Source organism: Thioclava sp. PTB-PU3-1, from assembly GCF_055666785.1.
Window position 1 is genome coordinate 495360 of the sequence record NZ_JBVNVL010000002.1, and the last position, 18959, is coordinate 514318.

General features: G+C 57.0%; 18 protein-coding genes. 9 read left to right on the forward strand and 9 right to left on the reverse strand.

What is annotated here, in order from left to right:
• Positions 1-166 precede the first annotated feature (166 nt).
• The 6 genes from ACZ7GB_RS07845 to ACZ7GB_RS07870 all read right to left on the reverse strand — a co-directional run bounded on the left by ACZ7GB_RS07845 (position 167) and on the right by ACZ7GB_RS07870 (position 5941).
• On the reverse strand, positions 167-1744 hold the full coding sequence (locus tag ACZ7GB_RS07845; RefSeq protein ID WP_472158169.1) for an exonuclease domain-containing protein: 1578 nt from the start codon (positions 1742-1744) through the stop codon (positions 167-169).
• Between the two features lie 14 nt (positions 1745-1758).
• The gene (locus ACZ7GB_RS07850) at positions 1759-2709 is read right to left on the reverse strand and encodes a hypothetical protein (RefSeq protein WP_472158170.1); all 951 of its coding nucleotides are present in this window, start codon (positions 2707-2709) and stop codon (positions 1759-1761) included.
• 13 nt (positions 2710-2722) lie between these two features.
• On the reverse strand, positions 2723-2911 hold the full coding sequence (locus ACZ7GB_RS07855) for a hypothetical protein (protein ID WP_472158171.1): 189 nt from the start codon (positions 2909-2911) through the stop codon (positions 2723-2725).
• Between the two features lie 414 nt (positions 2912-3325).
• Positions 3326-3877, reverse strand: coding sequence for a hypothetical protein (locus tag ACZ7GB_RS07860; RefSeq protein ID WP_472158173.1), 552 nt, complete (start codon positions 3875-3877; stop codon positions 3326-3328).
• Between the two features lie 368 nt (positions 3878-4245).
• The gene (locus tag ACZ7GB_RS07865) at positions 4246-5511 is read right to left on the reverse strand and encodes a hypothetical protein (RefSeq protein WP_472158175.1); all 1266 of its coding nucleotides are present in this window, start codon (positions 5509-5511) and stop codon (positions 4246-4248) included.
• Between the two features lie 274 nt (positions 5512-5785).
• The gene (locus tag ACZ7GB_RS07870) at positions 5786-5941 is read right to left on the reverse strand and encodes a hypothetical protein (RefSeq protein WP_472158176.1); all 156 of its coding nucleotides are present in this window, start codon (positions 5939-5941) and stop codon (positions 5786-5788) included.
• A gap of 245 nt (positions 5942-6186) precedes the next feature.
• Here ACZ7GB_RS07870 and ACZ7GB_RS07875 point away from each other — a divergent pair, with 245 nt between their 5' ends.
• The 8 genes from ACZ7GB_RS07875 (at position 6187) to ACZ7GB_RS07910 (ending at position 15062) form a co-directional block, all read left to right on the forward strand.
• A complete protein-coding gene (locus ACZ7GB_RS07875) occupies positions 6187-7707 on the forward strand; it encodes a type I restriction-modification system subunit M (RefSeq protein WP_472158177.1) in 1521 nt (506 codons plus the stop codon).
• Positions 7707-9062, forward strand: coding sequence for a restriction endonuclease subunit S (locus tag ACZ7GB_RS07880; RefSeq protein WP_472158179.1), 1356 nt, complete (start codon positions 7707-7709; stop codon positions 9060-9062). Before ACZ7GB_RS07875 ends, ACZ7GB_RS07880 begins: the two co-directional genes overlap by 1 nt.
• A complete protein-coding gene (locus tag ACZ7GB_RS07885; protein ID WP_472158180.1) occupies positions 9059-9622 on the forward strand; it encodes a hypothetical protein in 564 nt (187 codons plus the stop codon). The genes ACZ7GB_RS07880 and ACZ7GB_RS07885 overlap by 4 nt, the downstream gene beginning before the upstream one ends.
• A gap of 7 nt (positions 9623-9629) precedes the next feature.
• A complete protein-coding gene (locus tag ACZ7GB_RS07890) occupies positions 9630-9782 on the forward strand; it encodes a hypothetical protein (RefSeq protein WP_472158182.1) in 153 nt (50 codons plus the stop codon).
• Positions 9779-10282 (forward strand): hypothetical protein, encoded by a 504-nt coding sequence (locus ACZ7GB_RS07895; protein ID WP_472158183.1) that lies wholly within the window; start codon positions 9779-9781, stop codon positions 10280-10282. The genes ACZ7GB_RS07890 and ACZ7GB_RS07895 overlap by 4 nt, the downstream gene beginning before the upstream one ends.
• Positions 10282-11433 (forward strand): DUF4268 domain-containing protein, encoded by a 1152-nt coding sequence (locus ACZ7GB_RS07900; protein WP_472158185.1) that lies wholly within the window; start codon positions 10282-10284, stop codon positions 11431-11433. Before ACZ7GB_RS07895 ends, ACZ7GB_RS07900 begins: the two co-directional genes overlap by 1 nt.
• Positions 11433-14525, forward strand: a complete 3093-nt coding sequence (locus ACZ7GB_RS07905; protein ID WP_472158186.1) for a type I restriction endonuclease subunit R — start codon at positions 11433-11435, stop codon at positions 14523-14525. The genes ACZ7GB_RS07900 and ACZ7GB_RS07905 overlap by 1 nt, the downstream gene beginning before the upstream one ends.
• Positions 14526-14678: 153 nt before the next feature.
• Positions 14679-15062 (forward strand): helix-turn-helix domain-containing protein, encoded by a 384-nt coding sequence (locus tag ACZ7GB_RS07910; protein ID WP_472158188.1) that lies wholly within the window; start codon positions 14679-14681, stop codon positions 15060-15062.
• Positions 15063-15372: 310 nt separating this feature from the next.
• Here the strand turns inward: ACZ7GB_RS07910 and ACZ7GB_RS07915 are convergent, their stop codons facing one another.
• A complete protein-coding gene (locus tag ACZ7GB_RS07915) occupies positions 15373-16224 on the reverse strand; it encodes an OST-HTH/LOTUS domain-containing protein (protein ID WP_472158189.1) in 852 nt (283 codons plus the stop codon).
• Between the two features lie 240 nt (positions 16225-16464).
• Between ACZ7GB_RS07915 and ACZ7GB_RS07920 the strand changes: the two genes are divergently transcribed.
• Positions 16465-17679 carry a HEPN-associated N-terminal domain-containing protein gene (locus tag ACZ7GB_RS07920; protein ID WP_472158191.1) on the forward strand — a complete coding sequence of 405 codons (1215 nt, stop codon included), beginning with the start codon at positions 16465-16467 and terminating at the stop codon, positions 17677-17679.
• Positions 17680-17754: 75 nt separating this feature from the next.
• Here ACZ7GB_RS07920 and ACZ7GB_RS07925 read toward each other — a convergent pair whose 3' ends face one another.
• Positions 17755-18639: an IS3 family transposase gene (locus ACZ7GB_RS07925; RefSeq protein WP_472158192.1), complete on the reverse strand. Its 885-nt coding sequence runs from the start codon at positions 18637-18639 to the stop codon at positions 17755-17757.
• 8 nt (positions 18640-18647) lie between these two features.
• A complete protein-coding gene (locus ACZ7GB_RS07930; protein ID WP_472158193.1) occupies positions 18648-18932 on the reverse strand; it encodes a hypothetical protein in 285 nt (94 codons plus the stop codon).
• Positions 18933-18959: the final 27 nt, after the last annotated feature.

Sequence of the window (18959 nt, forward strand, 5' to 3'; positions counted from 1 at the left end):
GATTTTGTGCTTTCATTTCAATATGTTAATAACATATGGACGTGGTGTCAATCGAGCGGTGACAAAATTCGGTTTGAATTGAAGTTGTGTGTCTCGCTTGGGGGCGGCCGGGATCGGCAGTATGCCGGTCCCGTTCAAGTTTCCGGATATCGGCGAATGCTCCGGATCAGCGCCTGACTGAAACGCGATACCGATAGGGGGCGACCTCTTCGACGAGCACCACGTCGCCGGGCTTTGCATCGTTCTTCGCGAAGAACTCCCGAATCCAGCCGCGCGCGCGGAAGAACTTCTTCTGCCCGTCCAGATCGGTTGAGATCGGCGCATGGCTCCCCCAGTCGACCAAGATCTCGCGTTTAGCCGCAAGGGCCTTGCTCGACCCGCCGATGGCGTCCTGTGGGAACGCGTCAAAGAACGACCTGAGATAGATGTGGTTGTGAGTGAGGTTGCCCTGAGTGAGCACGCTGTGTCCGATTACCAGAGTCTTGGAGGGATCGGGCGCGATGATCGCGTCATGTGAACCGTGGAGCTGGGGTGGTGCCACCACCGCTGTAGTATCGTCATCGCTATCTTCGAAAAGATCGAAGTCGTCTTCGAAATCCTGCACAGATTTGATCTGTGCGGGTGACCCCGACCGCTTCGCCTGGCGACCCTCCGCAAGCAGAACAACCTCTGCCGCGGCACGCGCGTCTTCGCCTGCGTCATGATGCTCGAAATTCAGTCCGAGATGCTGCTTGAGATTTCCCAGGCCATGGCCGCCGTTCCCACGCAGTTCGGGCCAGGCAGCGCGGGCTACCTGAACGCTGTCCCGCCAATGCCAATTCGGCAATTCGAGGCAGGCATTCGAGCAGGCCGCGGCAACGGCGCTACGATCGAACCCTGAGTGCTGATAGACCGTCGCCCCCGCCAATGCTTCGGCCAAGATGGGAAGTATTTCCCGGAAAAGCGGGGCTCCCAAGACGGTCCGAGCGCTGATCCCGTGCAAATCGGTGAAACGCCATGTCGTAGTCTGCGGGTCGACATGGGTTACCCAAGTCTCGATCGTGTCATCGGCACGCACGCAGGCCACGCCGATCTGACAGATGCTCGCGCGATCATGGTTCGCCGTCTCTACGTCGAGGGCGAAGAAACGAAACGGCCCGGCCGGGAACTTCGGCACGCTGCGGCTCTGCGGACGCGACGTCTTCGCTGCAGGCTGCTTGGCGCCTGCCTCGAACAATTCCCGCTGCCGTTCCAGCGCGGCGCAGGACCTTGCATCGAGGCCCAAGCGCTGAATTGTCAGATCGACAAGAGCGGCGGGCTCCTCGTAAGTGGTCATGCCGCGCTGGTTCCACGCGATCGCTTCCTTCGGTGCAATCGCGAGAACCTCCCTCTCGAGCGCCGCGATTGGTGCGCTGTCGGGCAGCGTTACCCACACAGCCTTGCAGTGATCTGCGATGAAAGCATTGCGCACAGCCTTCGCGAGATTGGCTTCCGCCGTTTCGGGCGCCTTCCGATCGCGCCACATCCGCCCGGTGTTATACATCCGCGAGAAGTAATGACTGGCGTCTTCAGAGCCGGTGCGATGGCGCCGGTGAATCCGCTTGTAAAGCGTTTCCGCCGCGGAACTGGTTGATCCGATGTAGCGAAGCGTGCCGAAGTGGTCGACGAGTCCGTAGAGTCCGCGCGCGTCACTTGGAGCTTGGGCGGTAGGACGCGGCTCAGCGTTCATAAGAGCCGCGAGAAGGTATTCGGGAGTGTATTCCATGATCCTGACCTCGATCAGTTTGCCATCAGGTGGCGACGTTCGATGCGCTTCCAGTCGCGTCCCGAGACGATGCCCCAATTCTCATTTTCGTTGGGGCGCCGCCAGCGCGGGGTCGCCATCTTCTGCAAAGCGGCAAGCGCGGGATCGAAGCCCTCGATCTGGACCTCTTCCCCCTTGCCTCCAATCGTGAACTTGCCCGAACGAGCAAGGCCAGGATGGAAATAGCTGCCGTCCGCAGCAAGCGGCACGAACACAACATCATCCGAGAAGTCGAGGCTCGGCGCCTGGGGTTCCGCTTCATCAGGCTGCTGCCAGATAGACGCGAAGAAGTCCTTCCGACCCTTGAGCCATGCAGCCGCGCTCGGCGCGGTGACTTGCTGCCCGACCTTTTCAAGCCCACTGTCGCTGCTCGAGAGGATGTTGCGGATCCGTCCTTCGGTAACCCCCCCGAAGATCGCAAGAGACATCAGATCGACCTCGCCCTCGGCATTGTCGATGGCTCGGCGTGAGAGTGCGAGATTGATAATGCGCGTAATCACGCGCTGAGGCTCGGGCTTCACCAGAGTGCGAAACTGCTCGAGGCGGGTGGCAAGATCTTCGATCCAGGCTGCACGCTCAGTCAGGGCGATGGCGGCCGGGGTGACACCGTAGAGGCCGTAGATCCCGGCATTATCGAGAAGCTTCGCGCCGTCCCAAGAGAGTGTCACGGACGGCAAGTAGGTCTCGAAAGCCTCTTCCCAGGTGTTCCCCTCAATGTCGGGACCGGGCAGCGCGGCAAAAAGATGGGGGGCGACGTTGCTCTTTCCAAGCAGCAGCTCGATCACCTTGAACCGCTCCGCAAGCAGTTCGAGAAGTTCGTCCCCATAGTCCCAATTGGCACTCTGATATCCAGTCAGTTCATTGTGGAACCAGGCCTCGCGGCGAACTTCTGCGGTCATGTTTTCGGGAAGCACAGTCGTGTTCATGTCTTCTTTTCCTTCAAGCGTGCAGGCGGCGGATCTGGGCGCGCAGGTTGAGACGCGCGCGATGGTCCGAGGGTGTGGACGCCGCGATGATAAAACCTCTTTCGAACTGCAGCGCGAGGTGGCGCCCGCGCGGCTCGATGCCGAGAAGGTTCACGCCTTCGGCGTCGCAAAGCTGGCGGTATTCACGGTGAGACTTCTTCATGGTCAGATTCCAACAAAAGTGATCTTGTGATTGTTGTATCCACGCCTTGCGCCTGGCGCAATAGGTTATTTCACGATTAACGAAATATGCCTCAAAATGGGTGCGCGAGTTGTCGCGAGAGGATTATGTATTGGACATGACGCAGTTTTTCTAAGAAGGGGCGCGGGGAGGTTGCCCGGAAGTTCGCCTTCACCCGCTCAAAGACCCTCAGGATGGTGTCACGCGGCTGAGACTGGGGCAGTCTCCCTGTATTCGTTCCGCGCAGAGTGGAGATTCCACAAATTGTCAGTGTAAGTGCGGCGCTCGAGCGCCGGTCGGGCCTGAGCATGCATTCGCAGAGGGAAGCGTGATCTCCGGAAATGCATTAGGGCGGCTGATCGCGGTGGCAGGCGCCTGAGCTGAATGAAGGGTAAACTAAACCGGCAGACTTGGATGGGTCTCGGGGGCATATCCCGCCTGCAGCACCGCAGTCAGCGGCTCGGGCGTCAGCACCGTGACCTGCCCGATGAGAACGGTGGGCAACTGCGCATAACCGTCGAGGCTCCAGGCAAATGCTTTGCCGCGCCATTTCAGGTGAGGGTCTCCCGCGCTTTCGACGATCACGCCATCGGGCAAGGTCTCGAAATCGGCTTGAAAGGTCACTTTCTCGCCGCGCTTGATGCGCGCCGCGTGCAGTGTCTTGTCGATCTCTTTGGGCAGGGGCGTGCCCGCATGGGGGGCGCCGTGGACCTGCGCCCAAAGCGCGGTAAAGATGCGATAGCGGTCGCGCCGACAGGTGGCGCAGGGGCGGTGTCCGGCGGCGAGCGCGGTCGCTTCGTCGAGAAAGAACATCTCGGTATAGCTGCGCGGCGCCATAAGCGTGCGCTTTTTCCCATTGAACGACAGGACGCAGCTGACCCAGTTCTGATGCGCGTGGGTCTTTCGGACGATCTGAGCGTCGTCATGGAGGATACCGCGATTGCCCATGAGCGTTCCCCGCGCGGGGGAGGTGACAATCTGGCCGAAAGGGGTGACGCGGTTTTGTAAAGGCATATGAGTGTCTTAGCCGAGAGTGTCGGGTGTTGGTGTCACATTGCCGTGATCGCCTCGGCAGCGCCGGGTTTCAGGGTGAAGCCGCGGGTGACGGCGTCGAACTCGGCGATCAGGCCGATATAGAAACGCGCTGGCCGGCCATCGGCGTCGCGGCGCTCGTTCGAGGGCGGGGCGGTCTAAGCAAACAGGGCCACAGTTTAGCGCCTCTATGAGTTACTGCAATGAACGACCCACGCCTCACCCGCTAGAACGGAGGTTTTGGAAACTGGGGCTACCGCCGATAGCCTGTATCCGATTTTCTTTCAGCCTTCTTGTGTCCGTATACGCCACTTATCAAATTTGAGATTGTATCTTTTGAGCGGCTTCGCTTTGCCGAATTGCTTCGCTTCCGGGAACGGATACGGAAATTCATGATCGAACGCTGCGCGCAGGTCGGACACGGACACATTAAGCTCAAGAGTGTCGGCCCAAGGAGTCCATCGGTTTATCGTCATTTTTCGATCATCTACTGCCGCCAAGATCAATAGGTGGCGGAGGCAGATCTTAAACCGTTCTGAACTCCGAAACAGGAAGCATTTCGCGGCAGTTTCGAAGGCGTTGATTGCACCCTCGATCGATCCCACTTGCGCCAAATAGAGTCCCCGTATCGCTTCCAATTCGATCATGCGTGGATGCCCTGCAAGCTCTTGGTCAAGAACAATAAAGCAGTCCTCCGCTTTCAGCGCATCGCCGGGATTTTTGGGGCGCTTTGGATTAGTGAGAAAGTTCACAGTATTTGCGACGGATCGTAAGCTAGGTGAAAACTCGCAGTGCTCTGCATACCTTTTCGCAAGAAGGCTCTCGATCTCGTGTCGGGTGCGAATTAGATCGATCGGTAGCGCTTGTTCACGCGCGTGCTGGCTTTGGTCTACGATCGCGAGTTTACAGTAGTTTTCGTAAAGACGAGCGAGGAGCAGAGCGCGACCGAAGCGTTGATCCCAGTGCTCCATGAGCCGCAAGATCGTGTCCGTTCGCATCTTATGCTTCGACGCTATCCATCCTCGCAGAAGGCGGTCCCAATGCTCGCCTTCACGATGGAGGCCTTTGATTTCGCTTAGTTCTCGCGCGAGAACGCTCGGGTTGCCGTCTTTCAGACGTGATTGCCAAAGCACTGCTGTCGCCGTGGCCGGTCGTCCGAGAATTTCCTCTGCAGAGACACCCATCCCTTGGAGTGTGGCATCGAACAGTTCGAAGAAGAAACCAGCGGCGATCCGATCGAAAAGTTGACGAATGACGAGTGCAGGGATCGCGGCGCAATCGAGGTGCAAACAAAGCTCGATATAGCCTTTAAGTGCTGAGCGAATGTCATGGTCCCAACTGGCGTTGTTACCATTGGCAGCTCGAAAGCGCGTCAACTTGTCGTCGAGAATATCCATCGCGACGTCGACCGAGAGCGGCCTCCCCGTGCGCATTCTCTGCAGGCGCTTCTTCAGGTCCGGATTTGCCTGATCGTCCACATGAGAGAGATTTCGAACCAGGAAGGCGACGATCTCCGACGGTTGGGGGATTGGCGTAAGATCACGGGTCATGCAAATTCTCCGGTCGAAATTGTCTCTGGTTGAATTCTTGAGCGGCGGATCTGTCTGCGAAAATTTTGAAAGGCGCGTCGATCGCTGGGGCTCCGAGAGAAAACGACTCTGGCCCCGCAGGGTAGAATGAGTTTCCCGTGCTTGGAGCCGCGCGCGTATCTCGCTCCGTTGCGCAATTCCTGCCGGACGAGCCGATCAATGTCCTTGTCGCTTGAATAGGTCATGGCGCTTGTCTGTGCAAAGGGGTGACGACAACGCCGCCACCCCAAGTATTTCATTTCTTCGGCGACGGTTTTGCGGCATTGGCTGCCGCGGCAGCCAACGCACGCGTCGTGAAGCTGCCTTTGGCCGTCTGGCCACCGTTCGACTTGGATTCGGCCGATTGAATGCGTTTGACTGCCGACATGGTCATGGGTTTCGATTTCGACATATCAGTTCCTTTCGTTTGCGATGCTCGCTTTTCTCCTGAAAGCGGCTCGGGAAGATACGGAAGTGTTGGGGACACGAATTCCGGATTTTACATAGGCAACTGTTAGACCACAGTTTTCTTGCCCCCGGGTGAGGTCACATTCTCCCCAAAAAGCTCGCGTTCAGGTTGCCAAGCCCACTTCCACAGGGCATCAATCGACAAAAGAAAACAGTGCATTGGCGGGCAGCGCCAAAGGGGAGGGGCTCATGTCGATCGAGACCACGCTATTTGCGGCCGCGGACAAAATGCGCGGGTCGATGGATCCGGGCGAATACAAGCATGTGGCGCTCGGCCTGCTGTTCCTGCGCTATATCGGCGTCGCGTTTCAGCGCAAATATGACGAGCTTCTGCCCGAGGGCCAGGAGATAGCCGAGGATGTCGATGAATATCTTGCCGACGGTATCTTCTGGGTGCCCGAACCGGCACGTTGGAAAACGCTTTCCGCAAATGCGAAAGACCCGAAGATCGGCGTCCAGGTCGACAACGCGATGCGTGCGATCGAGGCCGAGAACGAGCAGCTCAAGGGCGCGCTTCCCAAGGTCTTCGGCCGCGAGGCGCTCGATCCTGCCATAGTCACCGGGCTGATCGACCTGTTTTCCAACATCAAGTTCGACGGCACGCCGAAGGATTTTGATCTGATCGGTCGGATCTACGAGTATTTCATCTCGGAGTTCGCCAGCAACGAGGGCAAGCGCGGCGGTGATTTTCACACGCCGAAACCCGTGGTCGAATTGATCGTCGATATGATAGAGCCGATGAAGGGCCGCCTCTACGAGCCATGCTGCGGCTCGGGCTCCTTCATGGTGCAGTCCGAGCGCTTCCTCGAGCATCATTCAGGCCGCCGCGCCGACCTCGCTATCTACGGGCAAGAGCGCAACCACACCACCTATGGCCTTGCGCGCATGAACCTCGCGATCCGGGGCATCGTCGCCAATATCCAGTGGAACGCCGAGGGCACGCTCCTCCGTGACGCCTTCCCGGACGAGAAGTTCGACTTCGTCATGGCGAACCCGCCCTTCAATATCTCGGACTGGTCGGGCGATATCCTGGCCGAAGACCGGCGCTGGAAATTCGGCACGCCGCCGGTCGGCAATGCGAACTTCGCCTGGATGCAGCACATCTACGACAAGCTGGGCAGCACCGGCATCGCGGGCGTGGTCATGGCGAACGGCTCGATGTCGTCTATGTCGAGCGGCGAAGGCGACATCCGCCGCGCCATGGTCGAGGGCGGCGCGGTGGACGCCATGATCGCGCTGCCGGGGCAGCTGTTCTACGGCACGCAGATTCCGGCCTGCATCTGGATCTTGGCGAAGGACAAGTCGAACGGCATCGCCAAGGACGCCAAGTTGCGCGACCGGCGCGGCGAGGTGCTGTTCATCGACGCCCGCAAGATGGGCGCGCTAGTGCCCGGCTCGCGCAAGCAGAAGGAGCTGTCGCGCGAGGAGATCGCGCGCATCTCCACCGCCTACCATGCCTGGCGTGGAGAGCCGGACGCGGGCGCCTATGCTGATGAGCCGGGATTCTGCAAGGCGGCCTCCATTCACGAGATAGCAAAGCACAACTATGTGCTGACCCCCGGGCGCTACGTCGGCGCTGGCACCGCCGAGGAGGACGGCGAGCCTTTCGAGGAGAAGTTCGATCGGTTGACGGCGGAGCTCCGGGCACAGTTTGCAGAGGGAAGGCGTCTGGAGCAGGAGATCGAGGCCCGGCTCGGAGAACTGCTGTAATGGCTCGGAAAACTGGAGGCAGGGAAGCGACAACAGGCGTTATTGAAGGACAGTATGTCCTCGGCGTTGGCAACCCGGGCACGGCTACGCCAGAGGGTTGGCGATGGACTGCTCTAACAGAAGTCGCCCGATTGGAATCGGGGCACACGCCGAGTCGTAGGAAGCCCGAATACTGGGGCGGCGAGATACCTTGGATCGGCATCAAGGACGCAACTGGAAATCATGGCCGGACAATCCATGAGACGATTCAGCATACTAACGATCTCGGTATCGCAAATTCGGCAGCAAGGGTGTTGCCTGTCAACACGGTCTGCCTCTCGAGAACGGCGTCTGTCGGGTATGTCGTTGTCATGGGCGAACCCATGGCAACCAGTCAGGATTTCGCAAATTGGGTTTGCTCTGAGAAGCTTGATTACCGTTTCCTGAAATTTGCGCTGCTCGCTGAACGGGAATCTTTCTCTCGTTTCTCCTACGGGTCGACACACCAGACCATCTACTATCCGGAGCTGAAAGCGTTTCACATCTGCCTACCTCCTGCTGCGGAACAGAAACGCATTGCGGACATCCTCCAAGCACTTGACGACAAGATCGAGCTGAACCGCCGGATGAGCGCGACGCTGGAGGAGATGGCGCGGGCGCTCTATCGGTCCTGGTTCGTGGATTTCGATCCCGTCCACGCCCGCGCCCTCGGCCAGCCCCCCGCCCACATGGCCCCCACCACCGCCGCCCTCTTCCCCGACAGCTTCGGCCCCGACGGCCTGCCCAAGGGGTGGGAGATGAGCACCGTTAATGACGTTTTCGATGTCGTGATGGGGCAATCCCCGCCGGGAAATACCTACAATGATGATGAAGAGGGTTTGCCATTCTTCCAAGGGCGAACGGACTTTGGCTTCAGATATCCAGAGAACCGCAAATTCTGTTCTGAGCCGTCAAGAATTGCCGAGGCCGATAGTGTATTGCTCAGTGTTCGAGCCCCTGTAGGCGATTTGAATAAGGCATGGGAGCGTAGCTGTATTGGGAGGGGAGTGGCCTCGCTTCGGGAGAAATTTGGGCGAAAGGCATTCGGTTACTACGCGATGTGGTCTCTATCTGCGGAACTTTTGTCATACGATGCCGACGGCACCGTATTCGGGGCCATCAACAAGAAACAGTTGCTCGGTCTCTCGATTACTGACGTCCCGCAACCTCTGCGCGACAGCTTTGAAAAGATCACTGATCCGATAGACAGCCGCATACGAAATCTGACGGGAGAGTCTCGCAACCTCGCCGCCCTCCGCGACACCCTTCTCCCCCGCCTCATGTCCGGCGAACTCCGTATCCATGATGCCGAAAAGCAGGTCGAAGACGCGCTATGACTGTAGAGCTACCTTTCGGTCGCGTCTTTCAGGATCAAGATGGCTCGCAAGAGCAGTTCCCCGGGTTTCTGCTTGTCAATCATGGCCGGGAAGAAACCGCTGACGCCCGGGCACTCGCAGCTAATTACGGGCTCCTGACACTGAACGCAGTCGATTTCGCGCTGGAGAGACTCGATGAGCCCGAAGCTTGCTTTCCAGCGCTCTATCTCGCGCGTCATACATTGGAACTGTATCTCAAGGGCTTGGTGCCAGATTGGGAGGGGCGCCGGGAAAAGGGAAAGACCCGGCATCATATCGACTATCTCATCGACATCCTGCGCGACCGTCTCGCCAAGAAATATGATGTCGAAGAGATCCTCGCCCTGTCGGATTTCCTCCATCAGTTCGCATTGCTAGATCCGAAATCCATGGCCTTTCGATTTCGGGATGGCGCGAAAGCCAGCTTTGGCAAGACGCCCCTCGAAGATCCTGAAATATGGGTGGATTTCATTGCTCTTAAAGAAAGCCTCAGGCTAATCTTCGAGGCATTGCATGACCTTTGGATAGATAAAGCCGGATAACTCCCTGATGATACAGATCGACCGTTGCGCCAAGCGCCTACGCAAGCTCGAGCGCACAATATTTTTCAACGTTAAATTTAGTGCGCGGGGGGGCGAATGGTGGATTTCGATGCCGGATGCGCTCTACGCGATCGAGGATCACTCCATGGGCGTGCAATGAAGCTTACGAAGAGAATACCCACGATTGAAGAGTCTGAGTCTCACCTCGAGTTACTTCTTAGGATCGCAGATGATCTTCTTGATCGATATGCCTTTTTTACTCTGTGGCGGATCCGCGGCTGGGGCTCGCAGGGATTCTCAGGAGACTATTTTCGCTGGCCATATGTCGGATCTGTCGAAGATGCCTCGTTCGTCGAAGAACTCGCTTGGGTTCTAAAAGAGCCGGGATGCGGCCAATTCGAATATTCTTATGCCTCACATCTACGGCACGCCTGTCGGCAAACGGTAAAGTTGCTTTCCGCACCCGAAAGCGATGTGATCAAGACAATGATCTGCTGGAAAATGGACCGAGCAGTAGAAGATTTCGAGGAGGACGAGCTGATCGAGCAGAGGCTCGTCGCTCGGATTATGACGATAGCCCGTGATTTCGACATTGTTGGAATATGCGAGACTTGGGATGCCTACGGCCTTGCCCATGAAGCATTTGATGAGGAAGAATAATGTTTCAGATCGACCGTTCCACCAACCGTCTGCGCAAGCTCGAGCGCACGAGTTTCTCCGAGGTCGGATTTCGGGAGCGGGAGCATCTGCAGGAATGGCTCGCCTCGATGCCTGACGCGCTGTGCGAGGCGATGAGCGAGGGTGAGGAGGGGCTCCTGATCATCCAGAAGGAGTTCGACGGATTCGACGGCACGCGCGAGCGGCTCGATCTGTTGGCGCTTGACCGAAACGGGCAGCTGGTGGTGATCGAGAACAAGCTCGACGATTCCGGGCGCGATGTCGTCTGGCAGGCCCTGAAATACGCCGCCTATTGCTCGAGCCTGAAGAAGGCCGAGATCGTCGGCGTCTATCAGCAATATCTCGATAAGCAGGGTGGGGGAGACGCTGCGGGGGCGATCTGTGAATTCCTCGGGGAGGACACGCTCGATGAGGTCGTGCTGAATGACGGAACGAACCAGCGCGTGGTGTTCATCGCCGCGAATTTCCGGCGCGAGGTGACGGCGACGGTTCTTTGGTTGCGCGAGCACCAGATCGACGCGCGCTGCATCAAGGTCGTGCCCTACAAGTTCGGAGAAGAAATCTTCGTTGATCTGCAGCAGGTGATCCCGACGCCCGAGGCCGCCGATTACATGATCAAGATGGCAGAGAAGGACAGCGAGGAAAAATCGGCGAAGGGCGCGAAAGAAAAGACCGAACAGTTGAAGGCGGAGTTTTGGGAAAAAGCTCTCGAGGGTTTTCGTGACGCGGGGCAGGAGCGATGGTCCAATATTACGCCATCGAAGAAACATTGGTTAGATGCTCGAACAGGAGTCGCTGGCTGCTTTATCAGGCTCATTTTCTTGAAAAGCGAAATCCGAGTAGAGTTTCAGTTGGGAAGGGACGATCGGGAAGAAAACAAATGGCTATTTGATCAACTTTTTCAAAATCGTGAGCACTACGAGAAAGAGATTGGAACGGATATTGAGTGGCGTCGGATCGACGACAAGAAAGTTAGTATGATTGTCTGCAAATTTCCGGTTCAGGGCTACAGCAAAGAGAATTGGCCGAAGATGATCGCTTGGCTTGTTGAACACTATCGCGAGATGGATGACACCTTTTCCGAGCCGGTTCGGGCATTCGTGGGGCGTATGAAGCCCGGGGGCACTAACTGATGGCGTGGCTCTCGGAGAGCGATCTCGAAGACGCGATGATGGAGAAGCTGGCGGGCTTGGGCTATGTCACCGCGTCCGGTGCCGAGATATCGCCCGAAAAACGCGATCCGGAGCGTCGCAGCTTTCACGAAGCGATCCTGCGTAAGGTGTTTGAGAAAGCCGTGCGGCGTTTGAACCCGGAGTTGCCGGACGGTGCGGTTCAAGAGGTTATTGCGCGCGTGCATGACGAGAAGTTCGTTGGTGATCTCATGGCAGAGAACCGACGTCTCCACGGGCTGATTACCGATGGCGTGCCGGTTACATACTTTCACGGGGGAGAAGAGCGTCATGATCGTGCTCGTCTGGTGGACTGGGAGGATCAGGAAAACGCCTGGCACGCTTTCAACCAGGTCGACATAGTCGGGCGGAAGCCGCGCATCCCTGATATTGTCCTTTATCTCAACGGTCTGCCGTTGATCGTAGTGGAGTTGAAAGGAACAGAAGGGGCTGACCTTGAGGCCGCCTTCAATCAGATCGAAACCTACAAGTCGGACATTCCAAACCTGTTCCGCACATCGCTTTTCTCGGTGATTTCGGATGGTATGAATGCGCGCTACGGCACGCTCTCTGCTGGGTTTGATCGCTTCATGCGGTGGCGCACGATCGATGGTGAATCCATCTTGCCAGAGAACGAGGCGCTCGCGCTCAATACCTTGACGGATGGGTTGCTGCGGCGCCCGGTGGTGCTGGAAATGCTGCGCTGGTTCACCGTCTTCGAGGATGAGGGCAAAGGGCCGATAAAGAAGGCCGCAGGCTATCACCAGTATCATGCCGTGCGGAAAGCGATGGCGTCGATCCTCTCTGCGCGTGGAGACGATGGAAAGGGTGGGGTCATCTGGCACACGCAAGGCTCGGGGAAGTCGCTCCTGATGACCTTTCTTGCCGGACGCGCCATGCATCTGTCCGAACTTGAGAACCCGACGCTTCTCGTTCTGACGGATCGCAATGACCTCGACAATCAGCTCTTCGCGACCTTCGGTCGTTGCCGTGACCTGCTTGGCGAGGATCCGGTTCAGGCCGACAGTATTGACGATCTAAAGGATCTTCTGAACCGCGAGGTCGGTGGGATTGTCTTTTCGACGATTCAGAAATTTCGGCCTGAACGAGGTAAAGACTTTCCCGAGCTGACCGACCGTTCGAACGTTATCGTCATGGTCGATGAGGCGCACCGCACGCAATACGGGTTCGAAGCCAAGATCGATCGCAAGACAGGCGAGATGCGTCATGGATTGGCTCATCACCTGCGGTCTGCCTTACCGAACGCGGTCTACGTTGCCTTCACGGGCACGCCCGTCGAGTTGGTTGGTGCAAATACGCGGTCTGTCTTTGGCGACTACATTGATGTCTATGACATCGCACAGGCGGTTGCGGATGGCGCGACAGTCCCGATTTTCTATGAAGGTCGCGTTGCGCGCGTCGAAATAGCGAATGAATTTCGCGAAAGCCTTGACGAGGAGTTCGACGAGGCGACCGAAGGCTTGGCCGAGACCGAGGCTGGAGAAGCCGCACGCAAGTGGTCTCAGGTTGAAAAGCTGGTCGGGGCGGGGCCGCGTCTCGATGTGGTCGTCGCCGATATACTCGCGCATTTCGACGCTCGGCTTGAGGCCATCGACGGCAAGGGAATGATCGTCTGCATGAGCCGCAGAATTTGCGTAGAGGTTTACGAACGTATCGTCGCAGCGCGCCCCGATTGGCACAGCGAAGACGACGAAACCGGCGCTGTGAAGGTTGTGATGACCGGGAACGCGACCGATCCTCAGCCTTTTCAACCGCATATCCGCAGTAAATCGAAACTCGAAGCCCTGCGTAAACGCTACAAGGATACACAGGATCCGCTAAAGCTCGTGGTTGTTCGCGACATGTGGCTGACCGGCTTTGACGCGCCCTGCATGCATACGCTCTACGTCGACAAGCCGATGAAGGGACACGGGTTGATGCAGGCCATCGCACGGGTAAACCGTGTGTTTGCAGGCAAGCCCGCCGGACTCGTCGTCGACTATATCGGTTTGGCTGCCGACCTGAAGAAAGCCCTGGCCCATTACTCGCAGGGAGACCAGGCGCAAACGGGTATCGACGAACGCGAGGCTGTCGCGGCTTTCCTGAGCGCGTTGGATGTCGCGCGCGCGCTCTTTCATGGTTTCGATTACGCGGGCGTGCTCGGCGGTTCGGCAAGTGAGCGGCTCACTATCCTGCCAGCGGCGACCGATCATATTTTGCGTCACGCACGCGAAGAGGCCGATGAAGGGACGAAGGAGTTCGGCAAGCGCTATTTCGACGCCGTTGCAGCGCTCGCGAAAGCCTTCAAGCTCGCCGCGGGGTCCCCTGAGGCAAAGTCCCACGCGGAAGAGGTGGCATTCTTCCTCGCTGTGCGCGCGGCGCTCCAGAAATTCGATGTCACCGGAAGCTCGACCGGCCGCGGCTCGTCGGATTTCGCAATAGAACAGCTCCTCAACCGAGCGGTAGCTTCGACCGAAGTCGTCGACATTCTCGAAGCTTGCGGTTTTGACCGCCCCGATATCAGCGTTCTTTCCGAAGCGTTTCTGGCCGAAATCCAGGGGATGAAGCACAAGAACCTTGCCGTCGAGGCGTTGAAGAAGCTTCTGAATGGAGAAATCGCGGCGCGGACCCGTGGTAATGTCGTTCAGAACCAGAAGTTCTCGGAGCGGCTGACCGATGCGATTGCGCGATATCATAACCGCAGCGTTGATGCCTTGCAGGTCATACAGGAACTCATCGGCTTGGCGCATGAGCTCAAGGCGCAACCGAACGACGATATGTCGGAGGCCGAGCGCAGCTTCTACGACGCACTCGCTCAGAATGAGAGCGCGGTTGAGGTCCTGAAGAACGATCAGCTGAAAATCATCGCTGCCGAGTTGGTCAGGTCCGTGCGCGAAAATTCCGGCGTCGACTGGTGGCAACGGGAAGATGTGCGTGCCAAGATGCGGGTGTCTGTGAAGCGCATCCTACGGAAGTTCGGGTATCCGCCTGACCTGCAAGCCGAGGCCGTCCAATTGGTCCTGAAGCAAGCCGAAGCGTTGGCGCAGAATACTTAGCGAGTTGTTTTGTCAGTCTGCTATCGAACAGCATTTGTTTGGGGGATTACCTGCTGGTTCAACAGCCTCGATCGAGCAAATAGCTAAGGCGCGTTTTTCGGTGGCGCCATGAAAGGATCTATCTCTTTCCTGTTTGAACATCGGGAGAGAAAGATGCTGACGATCGAACAAGTTGCCCGTCACTACGGATTGTCAAACTCCACCGTAGCCCGCCGTATCAAATCCGGTGACCTTCATGCGAGCCGGGTCAATCGTTCTCTTCGTTTGACCTGGGAGGACGTCTGGGCCTGCGAACGCGGCCCCATCCCTAAAGGCGAGTTGCGAGAACGCTATCGAACCCCCTTGAAGACAAAACCTGAGCTGGCACACGCGTGCGGTTTTGGAGTCCGCACGATAGAACGCTGGATTGAGGACGGTCTTCCAACGCGTTGTGTGTTTGGATCCGTCCGAATGAATCCGCACGATGCAAAGGAATGGCTAGTTCATCGGCATGGCTTCGAGTTCGAATGGGAGTGCGACGATGAATTCGAAGGATGAAGGTGTTTCGCATAGAGCACTTCGTCAAATCTCGACAGAAAATAGCAACGCAAGACATTCGCACAGGCGCCTCCAAACATGTATCGGGGTTATGTTCGAGGGCGTATCTGCGAGGGCCCGTCAAATGACGACAAAAAGCGCGAAATCCCGACAGCAGCAGGCGCAGTGACGCTCCTATCCTTCGCGGCCGGTTCAGCCCCTTGCCCGCCACTCACAAAGCTGAATCTTCTGCGGCGCGGCTACTCGAAGACTGCCTTGGAGTGACGCATGTCGGCCATTCGAGGCGAATGTTTCAACGCAACGTCTATCGTCACGTTTGTGGCCGGTAGAAAGCAGAGCGTCTTCCATCAATCAAAAAATACGCGAGTTCTAAATCGGGCGCCGTATGCACAACCTGCCGCCAGCTCCGGCATCCATATTTGGCAGGGAGTTGCTCGGGATACCGCGTCGTGATCCATTCGCCGGCCTCGGTGAGCGGTGCCCACCCATCGACAGCCAATGCCTGGAAGGCTTCTCGCAAGGTGCTCACTATGCCTGCGGCAAACCAATTTACGGTGCTGTCGGAGGAGATCGCATTGATGAAAAAGTCTTTGACGGCCTGCGACTGCATGGCCTCCGCCACCGCCTGTCTCAGATTCTGCATTTCTTCAGCCCATTCCTGAAGTTGTGCGAGGTGCTGATCGATGCGGCTATAGGCCTTGATCAAGGCCTCTTGCGCTCCACGGCACCCATCTGAACTCCCGATGTCGTGTTGCTCGATGAAGTGATGAACAAGATTATTCCTTAGATCGACCAACTCCCTAAGTTCACGTTCGAGCCGCGCGAAATCTATATCCGGTAGGTGAACCGTCATCCGCAAGACGAACCCGTTGAGCGTCTCGGAAGAGACGGTCGTCGTATCTTCAGGCGGACCGATCTTGTCGGCCACGAAATACGACCCAAGGAGCTCGCCAACCAAGGTGCCGAGCGTTTTACGGGTCGTGCTGCCAATTCGCGCGGCCCATGCCTGATCCAAATCATGAGATGGCACTGAGAGCTTGTGATGCGCCACCATGGCCTTGATCAGCCGTTCATACTGCTGCAGCCGCAACATACATCGCCCCAGCAATCGTTGAACTTCTTGCTGTAGCCGAGGCAGGTCTTCGTCATTCAACGGCGTCAAGGCATCATCCTGGTTCTATAGTCGCACGCGACTATATCGCGATGTCGCGGAATGTCTTGCCCGGCCTAAGGGTGTTTAGAAGGTCCCGCCCTAGCGGCCCAAGGCGGGCATTCGCGTTATATATGGTCGCTGCGTTGCAGCTTCCCCTAAGTGGGCATGAAATATACGAGCGATTAACCGCTTGTGCGCTTTCCGTAACCGCGCGATGCTATTCTTGCAATCATTATCTTGGGGACTTGGATGGGCTACTGGAGCGATAAGGCAATCGAAGTCGGGCAGTATGGGAATGGATGGTTGGAAATTGAAAAAAAATTCGTTTGCACCGGCTGCTTGAGAGAAGAAGGTATCGTTGAATTCATCCATGCTCATGGAGAAGATGGTCAATGTAGCTACTGCAGCTCTACGGGGCGCGTCGCGCCCATGAGTGACGTTGTCCCTCATATTATTTCGTCGCTTTCACTTGAATGGGGGAGCCCGGAAGAAGAATTGCCTTACGACGCAGAAGATGGAGTGTGGTTGTTCGGAGAGCCAACGAGCACATATGATTTGCTGGGTGAGATCCTTTTTGAGGGTTACAATGAGGCCATACCGGAGGAGCTTATTGATGATATAACGTCAACGATGCCACTGTATGAATGGGCCGAGATCGATGCAGTCCGAACTACCAAGGCTGAGTTTCTAACAAATAGCTGGGATGCATTTTGTCATATCGTTAAGCACGAACGTCGATACTTCTTTGGCGTAGATTTGACTGACAAGATTATTCTAAAACTCTATGGAGATGAAGTTGAATTGGCGCCTCAAGAGCTTTTGCAAAATATTTTAGAGTTTTTGCGAGGCCAGGGGCGTATTAAAAACATGCCCAAGGGATGGCAGGTGAAGCGTTGTCAAGCTAAGGATCCTAGCGAGGATGCATTCGATGCAGTGCGTATGGGGCCACCCCCATTGGGATTTGCGAAGCAGCCCAACAGAATGAGTCCGGCTGGAGTCTCGATGTTCTATGGCTCGACCCAAATGGAGGTTTGTCTCCGAGAGATCGCAGACAAGGCCGGAACTTTCGCATGCGGCACATTCGAAGTGGATAGAGATGTTTTCTTGATTGACTTAACAGGGGAGATAACGATCCCGAGTATTTTTAATGAAAAGCTCAATAAGGACCGGCCTCTTTGGTTTTTCATCAAGCGATTCCTTGGCGACTTCAGGAAACCCATCTTGAAGGACGGGCGGGAACACATTGAATATGTCCCCACCCAGGTGGTCAGTGAGTATTTTCGAAGCTCGCAGCTGGAAGGAGGTATTTCAATTTCAGGCGTTATTTACGATAGTTCGCAGGCCCCCGGCAAAGATGCCGTCGTAATTTTTGCAGATAGTTCAAGTGTTGATCCTGAGTTTTACTCAACAGATTCACTTCGGCTAAAGATGATTGAGTATGAAGAAGTCGAATTCTCCCCTTGATTGCGACGCTCTTGAGATTATGTGGTTTGAGCTACTCCCCATCTCTTAGACAGAACCTGACGTGAATTATGGTATTCATTGCACCTGTTGACCGGGTTGGTTGATACCGTTTCTCTGCCAATAGACCGGCGCCGGTAGCTTGCCGCCGAGGGCTGAGTGAGGGCGCTGGTAGTTGTAGAACGTCATCCATTTCCGGATGGCCACTTTCGTCTCTGATCCGGTCTCCCAAGCGTGCAGGTAAACGCACTCGTTTTTCAGGGTCCGCCAGAGCCTCTCGATGAAGATGTTATCGAGGAACCGGCTTTTCCCATCCATCGATATGCGCACGCCGGATCGACGCAGCCGGTCCGTCCAGGCGATGGAAGTGAACTGAGACCCTTGATCGGTATTCATGATCTCGGGCGGGCCGAACTTGTGGACGGCTTCGTTCAGCGCCTCGACACAGAAGTCGGCCTCCAGCGCGCTCGAGATCCGCCAAGACAGAACCTTGCGGGTGCGCCAGTCCATGATCGCCATGAGGTAGAGCAACCTGCGCCGCATGGGCCGGTAGGTGACGTCCGAGCACCAGACTCGGTTGGGCGATCCGCCCGCAGACATCGCAGCAGGTAGGGATAGGCCTTGGGCCCCTTCGCCGACCCGCCTGTGTTGGGCTTCTGGTAAATCGGCATCAGCCCCATGAGGCGCTTCAGCCGCCGTTTCCGCTTCTCGTTCACGAAGAGCCCGTCCTGCGGACTTACGCGGCCCCACTGGGGCCACGGTCCCTTGGACTGCGCGGAGGTGCCAGATCATCTGGCGGAGACCGAAGAACGGGGGCTCCAAGAACTGCTCGTCGATCTGCCGCATCAGGTCGAGCTTCTGTTCGGTCTCTCCCTTCGGCTCGTAGTAATAGGGTGAGCGTGCGATCGACAGCGGCTTGCACTGCTGCCCAATCGACAGATCCGGATGGTTCGGCTCGATCATGCCGCGCCTCATTTCCTGCCCCAAGGCTTCAGCTTTCGTTCCAAAAAAGAGTTGGGCAGCGGCAGCTCCCCGATCTTGGCATGGAGCTCCTTCGCCTGCACCTCGTCGATCTCGGGCTTCTTTCGGCCCGGCGCTCGAACACGCCGGAAGCGACTTTGAGCAGAGCCCGCTTCAATTGATGGATCATCGTCGGATGCACCCCGAATTGGCTCGCCAGCTGCCTCTTCACCCTTCAGGGCGTCCAGCGCGACCTTTGCCTTGAACTCGGGCGCGTGCTGCTTGCGTTTCGACATCTCCGGTCTCCTTCTCGTCGAAGACCA